This window comes from Caulobacter sp. Root655, from assembly GCF_001427665.1.
Classification (GTDB): Bacteria; Pseudomonadota; Alphaproteobacteria; order Caulobacterales; family Caulobacteraceae; genus Caulobacter.
The window spans coordinates 28,827-41,897 of the sequence record NZ_LMHC01000021.1 but is presented as its reverse complement, the minus strand read 5'-3'; the positions used below and the strand labels follow the sequence as shown (position 1 = coordinate 41,897).

The 13,071-nt window shown below is 67.5% G+C and carries 7 protein-coding genes and 1 pseudogene; 2 read left to right on the top strand and 6 right to left on the bottom strand.

What is annotated here, in order from left to right; genetic code table 11:
• Positions 1 to 109 precede the first annotated feature (109 nt).
• Positions 110 to 2,452, bottom strand: coding sequence for a glucan 1,4-alpha-glucosidase (locus ASD79_RS11815; RefSeq protein ID WP_056721817.1), 2,343 nt, complete (start codon positions 2,450 to 2,452; stop codon positions 110 to 112).
• Positions 2,453 to 2,494: 42 nt separating this feature from the next.
• Positions 2,495 to 4,036, bottom strand: a complete 1,542-nt coding sequence (locus tag ASD79_RS11810) for an MFS transporter (protein WP_056721814.1) — start codon at positions 4,034 to 4,036, stop codon at positions 2,495 to 2,497.
• Between the two features lie 444 nt (positions 4,037 to 4,480).
• Between ASD79_RS11810 and ASD79_RS11805 the strand changes: the two genes are divergently transcribed.
• Positions 4,481 to 5,512 carry a LacI family DNA-binding transcriptional regulator gene (locus ASD79_RS11805; RefSeq protein WP_085954878.1) on the top strand — a complete coding sequence of 344 codons (1,032 nt, stop codon included), beginning with the start codon at positions 4,481 to 4,483 and terminating at the stop codon, positions 5,510 to 5,512.
• Between the two features lie 52 nt (positions 5,513 to 5,564).
• Here ASD79_RS11805 and ASD79_RS23885 read toward each other — a convergent pair.
• From ASD79_RS23885 to ASD79_RS11790, 4 genes and pseudogenes are all read right to left on the bottom strand, one after another.
• Positions 5,565 to 5,682 (bottom strand): annotated as a pseudogene (locus ASD79_RS23885) (hypothetical protein); the annotation flags it as partial.
• Between the two features lie 33 nt (positions 5,683 to 5,715).
• Positions 5,716 to 6,423 (bottom strand): DUF899 family protein, encoded by a 708-nt coding sequence (locus ASD79_RS11800; protein ID WP_056721812.1) that lies wholly within the window; start codon positions 6,421 to 6,423, stop codon positions 5,716 to 5,718.
• Positions 6,424 to 6,506: 83 nt separating this feature from the next.
• Positions 6,507 to 8,132 carry an alpha-amylase family glycosyl hydrolase gene (locus ASD79_RS11795; protein WP_156400475.1) on the bottom strand — a complete coding sequence of 542 codons (1,626 nt, stop codon included), beginning with the start codon at positions 8,130 to 8,132 and terminating at the stop codon, positions 6,507 to 6,509.
• Positions 8,129 to 9,922, bottom strand: a complete 1,794-nt coding sequence (locus ASD79_RS11790; protein ID WP_235524427.1) for an alpha-amylase family glycosyl hydrolase — start codon at positions 9,920 to 9,922, stop codon at positions 8,129 to 8,131. Before ASD79_RS11790 ends, ASD79_RS11795 begins: the two co-directional genes overlap by 4 nt.
• 356 nt (positions 9,923 to 10,278) lie before the next feature.
• Between ASD79_RS11790 and ASD79_RS11785 the strand changes: the two genes are divergently transcribed.
• Complete coding sequence (locus ASD79_RS11785; RefSeq protein WP_056721808.1) at positions 10,279 to 13,026, top strand: TonB-dependent receptor; 2,748 nt, start codon at positions 10,279 to 10,281, stop codon at positions 13,024 to 13,026.
• Positions 13,027 to 13,071 lie beyond the last annotated feature (45 nt).

Here is a 13,071-nt window from a genome sequence, read left to right as displayed (position 1 = left end):
CTTCGCCTGCGGCTCGCACCTCAGGATGAGGAGCATTGTTGCTGAATTCCTCATCCTGAGGCGCCCTCCAAAGGAGGGCCTCGAAGGACGCACGGCGCTCCCAGGGGGCCTACTTCCCGTAGCGCGCCGCCACCGGCGCGTAACTGTCCCACACCTGGCCGTCGCTGACCGAGCGCAGCAGCTTGACGTACTCGGCATGCGACCAGGCCAGGGGCGTGGCGGAGTCCGTGCCCTCGCCGCGCGCGTAGCCGTGCGGGTTGGGGCCGATGCCGTCCCAGACCTGTTCGGGGATCAGCAGGCCGTCATTGGCGAACAGCTCCATGGCCTTCACGTAGCGCTCGCGGATCGCCTTGACCGCCGCCGCGTCGGGCTTGCCCTTCAGACCGGCCAGGGCCAGTTCGTAGTGGCCGCGTTCGCCGGTGAAGATCGGCCACACACGCCCTCGCTGGCCCGGCGTCATCTTGCCGCCGACGCCGTAATTGGCCCCGGTCTGGGCGTCCTCGCCATAGCCGTCGACGTCGTAACGTCGCCAACCGGGGAATTCGCCCTCGACGCCCGGAAACTTGAAATCGTAGCGCACGCGGTAGAGGTCGGGCCTCGTGGTGTCGTCCAGCTCGGGCAGGCTGGCGACGATGCGCGGGTCGTCGGCCCGGCGCACGCCATAGCGCACCAGCTCCAGGAAGCCGCCATCGACCACCTGGTCCTCCGGCGGCGCGATCTGGCCATTGGCGGCGTCGATCAGGCCGTGATCGTTGGGGTCCTCGTTCTTGTTGAGGCGCACGAAATACTGGCCGTCGCCGAACGCCCCCTTGGTGGTGAACATCCGCGCCTCGACCTTGGCCGAATAGGCGTCGGCGGTGGCGCGATAGCGGGCCGCGCCGGCCGCGTCGCCGGCCAGTTCGGCGATGTCGCCGGCCACGACCAGGCCGGCGATGGTCGCCGCCGTGGTCGATGGCGAATAGCCACCCTGCTCTTCCCAGCGTTCCTGCTGGGTGTAGGGCGGCTTGATGGTCTCATGGTTCCAGCCCACCCCGACCTTGCCGCCGTCGACCAGGAAGTCGGCCGCCGGCTTGATCATCTTGCCGTAATAGGCTTTCAGGTCGGCCTCGGGCAGCCAGCCCAGCTTCCACAGCTTCCAGCCCAGCATGATCGGCATGGCCGTCTGGTCCAGTTGGACGCCGACCCACTCGGTGGTGCCGTCCACCCAGGTCTTCTGCAGGAACCAGCCGCCGACCCCGGTATTGCCCGCCATGCCGGCCTTGACCTGGACCTGCGGCAGATAGTGGAAGGCGGCCAGCGGGGTTTCCTTGTCGCCCAGGGCCGCCAGGGCCATGGCGCACTGGTAGAAGTCGCGCGGCCAGACGGCCTTGTAGCCGGTCGAAGGCCTGGAAGCGTCGACCGTGTCGCCCCATGGGTTGGACAGCGAAGCGATCAGGGCGCCGGCATAGGTGCGGTCCTCCTGCACCTTCAGCATCAGGGCGCTGGCCTGGACCAGCTTGCCGCCGTCCTCCGACGCTTCGCGCAGGCGGGGCAGCTCGGTCAGCGAGGCCAGATAGTCCTCCCAACCGACGCGGTCGCCCTCGCCGTTGTAGCGCGCCAGGACTTCGTCATAGCCGGTCCTCAGCGTGGCCGAGGCGGCCCCGTCGGCGGCCGCCGCGTCGCCGCCGAAGCCGATGGTCAGATCGTAGGTCGCCTCGCCGGAGGCCTGCTCCGGAAGTTGGGCGGTCAGGACGACGGCGCCGCGCTTGTCGCCGGTGGTGGCCCCGCCGGCCAGCTTGCCGCCCTTCAGCGAAACCAGGGCGTCGTTGTCGACCAGGTCGGACACCGTCGCAGCGATGAACGGCCTGGCGCCCTTCAGGCTCAGGAACGCCTTGCCCTCGTTGGCGGTCAGAGCCGCCGTCGACGCCGCGCCCGCGTCGCCGCCGCCGGTGTTGGCCATGTGCGGCTCCAGCACCAGGAACGGCGTGATCGGACCCTTCAATGCGCGGACGGTGACCCGCACGAACAGGGCGTTGCGGTCAGGATCGGTGAAGATCCGCTTCTCGATCTCGAAGCGGCCCAGCTTGTCGGTGGTGGTGACCTTGTAGGCCGGCGACAGCGGACGGCCGGCGGCGTCGACGTGCAGATATTCGGTCCTGGTGGTGGTGTCGGTTCCCTCGACGGCCAGGCCCGTCGCGGTGTTCACCGCCACGCGCATCTGCTTGATCTGGGCCTCGTGGATCAGGCCGTACATGGTCTCGGTCAGCATGCCATCGGCGATCGAGAACCACACCTTGGACACCGCGCCCGTCCGGCCGCCGTCCTTGTAGGCGCCGTCGACATAGGCCTCGTAGGACGCGCCGACCCCGGTCTTGGCGGCATGGGCCCAGGTGGTCGGGCTCTCGGCGTGGGCGGCGGCCCCCAGGGCGGTCGCGGCCACGGAGGCCAGGGCGAGAATCTTCAGGCAACGCATGGAAATACCTCACGAAAGGATCGATGTCCTGGCGGACGGGTGTCAGGTCTTGGAAAGCGCCTTGGGCTCGCCTGGGTCGTCGACGGCGAACACGCAGAGGGCGGCGGCGAACATCGCGGCCGCGCCCACGACCAGGGCCCAGATCGACGCGCCGCCGAAGAAGGTCTTGACCAACAGGCCCAGGATCGTCGCGGCCAGCAGCTGCGGGATGACGATGAAGAAATTGAAGATGCCCATATAGACGCCCATCTTCCGGGCCGGCAGCGCGCCGGACAGGATCGAGTACGGGGCCGACAGGATCGAGGACCAGGCGAAGCCGACGCCGACCATCGGGATCCACAGCAGGACGGGGTCGCGGATGAACGGGAAACTCAGCAGGCCGAGGCCACCCAGGCTCAGGCAGATGACGTGGCTCAACCGACGGCTTGTGGCGCGGGCGATCAGCGGGATCAGCAGGGCCGCGATCGCCGCGACGCCGTTATAGGCGGCGAACAGAACCCCCACCCAGTCGGCGCCGTCGTTATAGGCCCGCGAAGCCGGGTCGGTGGTGTGGTAGTGATGGGCGGTGACCGCCGAGGTGGTGTAGATCCACATGGCGAACAGGCCAAACCACGAGAAGAACTGCACCACCGCCAGCTGTTTCATGGTGGCCGGCATGCGGAACAGGTCTTCGATGATCTCCGAGAAGCCGCCGGAGAAACCGCGCCGCGCCGCGCCGTCCCGCTTCAACGCCGCGGCGGCCAACTGCGCCAGACCAAAGCCGCCGACCAGGGCGGCCAGGACGTAGAGTTCCTTTTCCAGCTTCAGCGCCGCGATGACGGCGACCAGGACCAGGCCGATCGCCGTCCACGGCACGCCGCCCAGGACATAGGCCCTGGCGGTGCGGCCCGCGCCGGCGTCCGCCGTCGGTTCCGGCTCGCCCTTGCGCGCCCGGTCGGCCGCCTCGAAGCCGGCGATCTGGTCGGGGCTGTATTCGCGGGTCGTGAACACGGTCCACAGCACCGAAAGCAGCAGACCCGCGCCCCCGACATAGAACGCCATGCGCACCGAAGGTGGCACGCCGCCGGTGGGCGCGACGTTGCTGACCGAGAACCAGTGGGTCAGCATCCACGGCAGGGCCGAGGCCAGGACCGCGCCCAGCCCGATGAAGAAGCTCTGCATGGCGTAGCCGGTGGTGCGCTGCTCGTCGGGCAGGTTGTCGCCGACGAAGGCGCGGAACGGCTCCATGGTGATGTTGATCGAGGCGTCCATGATCCATAGCGCCGAAGCGGCGATCCACAGCGCCGGGGCATTAGGCATGACCACCAGCGCCGCCGTGGTCGCCAGCGCGCCCCAGAGGAAATAGGGCCGACGACGGCCAAGCCGCCCCCAGGTGCGGTCGCTGAGATAGCCGATGATCGGCTGGACCAGCAGGCCGGTGGCCGGCGCCGCGATCCACAGGATCGCCAGGTCGTCGACATTGGCGCCGAGGGTCTGGAAGATGCGGCTGGTGTTGGCGTTCTGCAGGCCAAAGCCGATCTGGATCCCGAAGAACCCGAAGCACATATTCCAGATCTGGAAAAAGTTCAGCCGGGTCCTGGTCATCGCTCCCCCTCGTCGAGGCCCCGTTGAACCGGAGCGTTTGCGCAAATTTTTTCAGCGCCTTGTCGTGATGTATTTGCGCATGGAGGACAGCGGTTCGCAACGGAGTTTTTCCATCACGACAAGGGTATATCGAACGAAATAGCCGTCACCTTGGGTCGCCGAGTCCCCGAAAGGTCAAGTCTCACAGGGCTTTGCGCTTCCGAAACCGCCCGTAGTTTGCAGTAATTTTCATAACCGCGACCCACAACGATCGAAGGCCAGGAACATGGACGTCGCTATAGCGAAGCCCGCCGTCCGCCGGCGGCGCCCGGCGAACGGTTCCATCCCTGAATCAAAGCCCCCGACTTCCGCGAGGAGGAAGTCTCGGAACCGCCGGCCCGCACTTGCCAATCGCCGCGCGCGATGCGTTAAGAGGCCTCTGAAAAGTTTTGCGACAAAGTTTGCATTCGGGGCGGGGGCAAGGTGAGCAAGGGCGCGACGCGGCTTGAGGATCTGGCCAAACTGGCCGGCGTGTCGATCTCCACGGCGTCACGGGCGCTCAACGACAGCCCGGCCGTCAACACCCGCACCAAGCAGCTGATCTGGAAGCTGGCGCGGGAGATGGACTATCCGTTCCGCCGCTACATGCCCGCCGGTCCGATCGGCGCCGAGGGCACCATCGCCATTGTCGTTCCGCGCCCGCAAGGTCGCGAGGGGCGCCTGTCCGACCCGTTCTTCCTGGAACTGCTGGCCGGCGTCGGCGAGGCGGCGCGCGAGCGCGGCTGCGACCTGGTCATCAGCCACGTGGCCCCCACCAGTTTCGAGGACCTGTCGGTGGCCATGACCACCAGCCGGGCCGACGGGGTGATCTTCCTGGGCCAGAGCTGGCTGCACACCGCCTTCAACCGCCTGGCCGAGACCGAGGGCCGCTTCGTGGTCTGGGGCGCGCAACTGCCGGACCAGGACTACTGTTCGGTCGGGTCGGACAACCCGCTGGGGGCCAAGCGCGCGACGCTGCACCTGGCCCGCCTGGGCCGCAAACGCATCGTCTTCCTGGGCGACACCGAGGCCCCCGAGGCCATGCAGCGCCATCGCGGCTATCTCGACGCCGTGGAGCAGTTCGGCCTCGGCGTCGATCCCGAACTGATCGTGCCGGCCCATTTCGAGGTGGAGTCCGCCGAGGCCAGCGTCGACTCGCTGATCCAGCGCGGCGTCAAGTTCGACGGCGTGGTCGCCGCCTCCGACCTGATCGCCCTGGGCGCCATCCGCGCCCTGCAGCACGCGGGCCTGTCGGCGCCGCGCGACGTCTCGGTGATCGGCTATGACGACGTGCCGTTCGCGCGCTATTCCAGTCCGGCGCTCAGCACCATCTCGCAGGACACCGCCAAGGCGGGCCGGCTGATGGTGTCCAAGCTGCTGGACGCCAGCGGCCAGGGGGCCAGCCGCTCGGAACGGGTGCCGACGGATTTGATCATCCGCGAGTCCTGCGGGGGGTAGAGCTTCGCTCGATGCGCCGCTGGAAAGTTCCGACGACATCAGAGGCTTCCCTTTAGTTGTCATCCCGGAAGCCTCGCAGAGGCTGTCCGGGACCCAGGGGCCGGCGCACAGCGGTGGCCCCTGGGTCCCGGCTCTGCGGTCCGCTTCGCGGCCCTTCGGCCGGGATGACAACGGTGGGGTGGCTGCGGACTTGGAACCGGAAGTTAGTAATCCAGGCTCGGATACCACTTCCCGCCTCGCCCGCCCGGCGTCATGTCCAGCACGGTCCACAGCGGCGACAGATCCGGCGCGCCGCGCGGGTCCTGGCCGGGATCGGCGCTGTCGCCGGTCATCTCGCCCGACCAGAAGTGGCGGATCACGCCGTCCTTGCGGGTGAAGACGTTGAAGGCCGGGACTTCCGACCCGTCCGGCAACAGGCCGAAATAGTCGCGGGAATAGTTGTCGTTGAGGTCGGAGTAGAGCCGCAGGTTGCGCCAGCCGCGCTCCTGCTTGAAGGCCGCCAGCCGCTCGACCGGCGAACGGGCGACCACCGCCAGCGAGATCTTCTGGTCGATGTCGGCGGCGTTGCCGTCCAGCGGACCGAGCAGCGCCGTGCACATCGGGCACGGCCGTTCGCGCTGCGGGCCGAACATGAAGCTGTAGACGGCCAGGGTATCCTTGTCGCCGAACAGGCCGGCGAAGTCGGTCGAGCCATCCATGCCCTGGAACCGGTAGTCGCCGCGCACCTCGCCGCCGGGCGGCAAGGCGCGGCGCTGGGCGGCGACGCGCTCGATGTGGCGGCGCAGCTCCAGTTCCTCGGCCAGAAGCGCCGTGCGCGCGGCGCGGTACTCGGCGCTCTCGTTGGGAAACCGGACCGGGCTCCGCGCGGCCAGTTCGGTGGCGGGGGTCAGCGTTTGGGTATTGCCGTCCATGTCGGCTCTCCTCCATGTCGTGTCGCGACACTTCAAGGACGCGGGACCAACGCCCGATCCGACATCGAAGCTCGAAAGCGCTCCTAGGCCTTCACGGCGACCAACCCCGCCATCGGCGGCAGGCGCCCCTCGCCCGCCAGGTTGACGCCTTCGACAACGCGCCAACCCGCCGGCGGGGCCCACGCCACGGCCTCGAAACCCAGGTTGAAGGCGCACAGCACCTGGTCCTCCCCCTCCCCGCGCTTGAAGACCAGCAGCGGCTCGGGCGCCTCGACCAGGGTCATGTCGCCCGCGCGAAGGGCCGGAAACTTCCGACGCAGGGCGATGACCCGCCGGGCCAGGTTCAGGGTGGAGTCGGGGTCGCGCTCCTGGCGATCGACGGACAGGTCGATGTGCGACGGATCGATCGGCAGCCAGGGCTCGACCTTGGAGAAGCCGGTGTGGGCGGCGACGGCCACCCACGGCATCGGCGTGCGGGCTCCGTCGCGGCCGAGGGTCTCCGGCCAGTTGGCGATCGCCTCGGGGTCCCGCAATCGGTCATAGGGCACCTCGGCCTGGGGCAGGCCCAGTTCCTCGCCCTGGTAGATGAAGACGTTGCCGCGCAGGGCGACCAGCAGCAGCAGGGCCATGTCTGCGAAGGCCTTGAGGTCGCGACCCTGGGCCCAACGCGATACGGCGCGGGGCGCGTCGTGGTTGGAGAAGGTCCACGACGGCCAGCCCTGTCCCTCGGCGCCCGGCCACATGGCCGCGCCCTGGCGGAACAGGTCCGGGCTCAGCGTGTCGGCATAGAGATAGAGGAAGCCATAGGCGCTGTGCAGGCGATCGGGCCCCTGGGTGTAGAGCTTCATCTCGCTCTCGGCCTGCTCACCCCCGACCTCGGCCACCATGAAGCGGCCACCGTAGGATTCGCCCAGTTGGCGCAACCGGGTCAGGAAGGCCGGAATGTCGGCGTGCGACTGGTTGTAGAGATGGTGCTGGAAGTCGAACGGCCGGTTGCGCTTGCCGCCGCCGTCCAGGATCGGCGGGTTGTCGGTCAGTTTCTGGTCGTGCATCGCGAAATTGATCGCGTCGAAGCGGAAACCGTCCACCCCGCGCTCCAGCCAGAACCGCGAGGTGGCGATCAGCGCGTCCTGGACTTCGCGGTTGTGGACGTTGAGGTCCGGCTGGGCCGACAGGAAGTTGTGCAGATAGTACTGCCGGCGCCGGGCGTCCCAGGTCCAGGACGGCCCGCCGAACACCGACTGCCAGTTGCTGGGCGGCGAACCGTCCGGCTTGGCGTCGGCCCAGACGTACCAGTCGGCGTGCGGATTGGCGCGGTCTTCGCGGCTGACCTTGAACCAGGGGTGCTGGTCGGAGGTGTGCGAGAACACCTGGTCGATGATCACCTTCAGGCCCAGGGCATGGGCCTTGTCGATCAGGCGGTCGAAGTCGGCCAATGCGCCGAAGATCGGATCGACGTCCTCGTAGTTGGAGACGTCATAGCCGAAATCCTTCATCGGCGAGGTGAAGAACGGCGACAGCCAGATGGCGTCCACGCCCAGCGACGCGACATGCTCGAGATGGGCCGTGACGCCCGGCAGGTCGCCCACGCCGTCGCCGTTGGAGTCGGCGAAGCTGCGGGGGTAGATCTGGTAGATCACCGCTCCACGCCACCAGTCTCGGTCGAAAGCCAGGTCGATGGCCGGCTTGAAAAGAGTCTCGACCGTCACTGGCCACCCTCCGATACGCAAATCATGTAGTCGAGCGGGCCGATCTCGACCCGATAGCTGCCCGGCGCCGTGGCGGTCGCCGCGCAGGATCCGTGAACCGCGCGCCAGGCCCGCGAGGTCGCGTCGACCTCGACCTGGGCGGCGATCGCCGTCTGGCCGGTGTTGAACACCACCAGGGTCTCGCCCCCGGAACCGGCCGTTCGGGAGATCGCCAACAGCCCCGGCTTGTCGTCGGAGGCCCGGACGACCTGTCGGCCGCCGCGCAAGGCCGGATCGGCGGCGCGTAGCCGCGCCATCGCCGAGATCGCCTGGTAGAGCGCCGCATCGGTCTTGAAGTGATCGCCCGCCGCCGCCGCGCCGCCGATCAGAACGTCGCCGTTATAGGCGGCCACCTTGCTGGGGAACATGTCCTGGCGGGAGTCCCGGTCGCCACCGCTTCCGGTGAAGCCCTGTTCGTCGCCGTAATAGATCACCGGCGCGCCACGTGTGAACATCAGCAGGGCGTGGGCCAGGGTCACGCGCTTCGACAGCTCGTCATTCGAAGCCTCGGGATGAGCCGCGCGCACGAAATGGCCGATGCGGCCCATGTCGTGATTGCCCAGGAAGGTCGGCAGTTGCCGCGCCGCCGCCTCGCCACCCTGATAGAGGGCGTCCTGGCTGAACAGCTTCGCCAGCCGGTCGGTCCCGACCTTGCCGTTGACCACGTCGGTCACCGTGGCCTGGAAGGCGAAGTCGAGCACGGCCGGATAGCCGTCCACCCGGGTGAACTTGGCCAGCATGCCGGGCTCGGTCTCATAGACCTCGCCGAAGATGTGGAAATTGGGGATGCCCCGCGCCTTGGCCCGGGCCAGCATGGCCGGCACGAAGGCCTGCCAGAACTCCGGGTTCACGTGTCGGGCGGTGTCGATGCGGTAGCCGTCGATCCCGAAGTCGTCGATCCACTGGCCGTAGATGTCGATGAAGTCCTGCGCCACGCGCGGATTCTCGGTGGCCAGGTCGTCCAGGCCGGCGAAGTCGCCATAGGTCGAGCTCTCGCCGGCGAAACGGCTGTTGCCGCGGTTGTGGTAATGGATCGGGTCGTTCAGCCAGGCCGGCGCCTTGACCGCTTCCTCCCCCTTGGGAACGTAGGGCTCATAGGCGTAGTCGGGCCGCGTCAGGCGCGCGAAGTTCTCGGTCGTCTGCCGTCCGGCCTGGTCGCCCAGGAAGCCGTCGTTGATCGCCGCGCCCCTTGGTCCGCCCTTGCGCACATAGGGATAGTCGGCTTTCGAGCGGTAGTCGCAGCCGGCGGCCGGGCAGTCGCGATACTGGATCACATCGGCGGTGTGGTTGGCGATGATGTCCAGATAGACCTTCATCCCGCGCGCGTGGGCGGCGTCGACGAAGGTCTTCAGCTGGGCGCGCGTGCCGAAATGCGGATCCACGTCGGTGAAGTCGGTGATCCAGTAGCCGTGATAGCCGGCCGACTCATGGCCGGACGGACCCTGCACGGGCTTGTTGCGGAAGATCGGCCCAAGCCAGATCGTGGTCGCGCCCAGGCCCTGGATGTAGTCGAGCCTGGCGGTCAGCCCCTTCAGGTCGCCGCCATGGTAGAATCCCTTGTCGGCCGGGTCGTAGCCGGTCTTCAGCCGATCGCCGGCCAGGCCGCCGCGATCGTTGCGCGGATCGCCGTTGGCGAAGCGGTCGGGCAGGACGAAATAGATGACCTCGTCCTGCGGCGCGCGGGCGCGATAGGCGTCGCTGGCGCTCATCGGAGGCGTCCTGGCCTGCGCCGCGCCGGCGGCGAGCGCCATGGCAAGAAGGGACGCCGTCGCCGCCCATCGCCGTCGCCGCGCCCCGCGGATTCGCATGCCCCTGGCCTCCACCCTGGTCGAACACCGATCGATTACACGCCGGTTCGCCGATTTGCATAGATTTGCAAAACCAACCCAGGCCTGTCAATCGCAGTCATCAGATCAGAAACAACCAATAGCCGCCAAACGTGGCCCGCCAAGCCCGATTGAAGGGACGGCGAGACCCACCCAAAAGCCACATCTTACATTTTGTCCATTTTTGCAGTTGCATTGATTGCAGCAATTTGCAGTAATTTGCGGAACGAAGCCTGGATCATCGCGGCGCAACCGCGAGAGCCTTAGGGAGGGAGGATCTCATGACGTCGAGTTTCACGCCGCGCCGTGCGCGACTGATGGGCGGTGCGGCCACGGGGCTGGTGCTGCTGCTTTCGGCCGCTAGCGCGGCCCACGCGCAAGACGCAGCGCCGGCGCCCAGCGCCGACACCGTCGAGGAAATCACCGTCACCGGCATCCGCGCCGGGATCGAGGGCGCGATCTCCCTGAAGAAGTCCTCCAGTTCGATCGTCGAGGCGATCTCGGCCGAGGACATCGGCAAGCTGCCGGACGTCTCGATCGCCGAATCCATCGCCCGCCTGCCCGGCCTGACCGCCCAGCGCCTCGACGGCCGCGGCCAGGTGATCAGCATTCGCGGCCTGGCGCCCGACTTCACCACCGCCCTGCTGAACGGCCGCGAACAGGTCTCGACCGGCGACAATCGCGGCGTCGAGTTCGACCAGTATCCGTCGGAACTGCTCAGTGGCGTCGTGGTCTACAAGACCCCGGACGCCGGCCTGATCGGCCAGGGCCTGGCCGGCACGGTCGACATGCGCACCGTGCGCCCGCTGACCTACGGCAAGCGAGCCTTCGCGGTCGGCGCGCGCTACGAGTGGAACGACATCGGCGCCCTGAACGCCGGCACGACCGACCACGGCAACCGCGTCAGCATCTCCTATATCGACCAGTTCATGGACGGTAAGCTGGGCCTGGCCATCGGCTACGCCCACATGGAGTCGCCCTACCAGGCCGAACGCTGGAACGCCTGGGGCTATCCGACCACCAGCTCGGGCGCGTTGGTCCTGGGCGGGGCCAAACCCTACGTGATGTCGAGCGAGCTGAAGCGCGACGGCGTGATGGGCGTGCTGGAGTTCAAGCCCACCGACAACTTCTCCTCGACCCTCGACGTCTTCTATTCGGAGTTCAAGAACCGCCAGATCCTGCGCGGCATCGAATTCCCCCTGGCCTGGGGCGGCGGCGACGGAACGCGCCCCGCGCCCGTCCTGTCGAACACCCAGACCGCGAACGGTTTCGTCACGGCGGGCACGTTCTCCAACGTCAAGGGCGTGGTCCGCAACGACGGCAACGACCGCAAGGCCAAGATCACCTCGCTCGGCTGGAACAACGCGCTGAAGGTCGGCGACGAATGGGTCCTGGACAGCGACCTCAGCTATTCGAAGGTCGAGCGGACCGACCAGGTTCTCGAAACCTATTCCGGCACGGGCCGCGGCCCCGCCGGCGCCCTCGACACCCTGGGCTTCACGATGGACGGCGACGGCGTCGCCCAGTTCACCTCACAGCTGAACTACGCCGACCCCAACCTGATCAAGCTGACCAGCCCGCAGGGCTGGGGCGGCGACGTGGTGCCCGGCGGCCAGGACGGCTACCTCAACAAGCCGACCATCGAGGATGAACTGAAGGCCGCCCGGTTCAGCGCCAAGCGCAACCTCGACGAGGGCTTGAGCAGCATCGAGTTCGGCGTGAACTACAGCGAGCGCAGCAAGGAACTGGTCAATGACGAGTGGTTCCTGAGCGCCAAGGGCGCGCCGGGTCCGGTGTCGATCCCGGCATCCGCCATCCTCGGCTCGACCTCACTCGACTTCATCGGCATCCCGGGCATGGTCAGCTATGACCCGTTCGCCCTGGTGGCCAGCGGCGCCTACAACCTGACCCGCAACCCGCACGCCGACGTGCTGATCAAGAGCTGGGAAGTCGAGGAAAAGGTCCTCGTCGGCTACCTGAAGGCCAATCTCGACACCCAGGTCGGCGACGTGCCGGTGACCGGCAACTTCGGCTTCCAGCTGGTCAACACCGACCAGAGCTCGGCGGCGGTCGGCGCCTCGACCAGCGGCACGACGACGGTCCAGCGCCCGCTGTCCGGCGGCAAGGAATATATCGACTTCCTGCCCAGCGCGAACGTGCAGTTCCATCTGACCAACGACCAGACCCTGCGCTTCGCTGTCGCCCGCACCCTGGCGCGGCCGCGCATGGACCAGATGCGCGCCAGCTCGAACTATTCGTACAACGAGAGCCTGCGCAACCAGACCACGCTGGACTCCTCGCCGTGGGGCGGCAGCGCCGGCAATCCCGAGCTCGAGCCCTGGCGGGCCGACACCTTCGACGTCTCCTACGAGAAGTACTTCGGTCGTCAGGCCTATGTCTCGCTGGCGGCGTTCTACAAGGACCTCAAGACCTACGTCTATGACGAGCGGGTCCTGGTCGACTTCACCGGCTATCCGACCGGCAGCACGCTGGGCGAACCGGTTCTGCGCCAGGGCTACCTGACCGTTCCGCAGAACGGCCAGGGCGGCTCGATCAAGGGCGCGGAGTTCACCGCCTCGATCCCCGGCTCCCTGATCCACCCGATCCTGGACGGTTTCGGCGCCACCTTCAGCGCCTCCTATACCGACAGCAAGATCCAGCCGAACGCGGGCGATCCGGCCCAACCGATCCCCGGCCTGTCCAAGTACGTCGGCAACCTGACCGTCTATTACGAGAAGAACGGCTTCTCGTTCCGGGTCAGCGACCGCTATCGCTCGAAATTCCTGGGCGAGGTCTCGGCGTTCGGCAATGGTCGCCAGTACCGGATGGTCAAGGACGAGACCATCATCGACAGCCAGATCGGCTACACCTTCAACAGCGGCCCGCTGGAGGGCCTGTCGGCGCTGTTCCAGGTCAACAACCTGAACAACGAGCCGTTCGTCACCTACCAGAACTACGACGAGCGCCAGGTCATCGACTACCAGACCTACGGCCGGACCTACCTCGTCGGCCTGAACTACAAGTTCTGATCGAACCGTCCCCCCAACTGAAAGCCCCTGCCCGGCCTGCTCCGG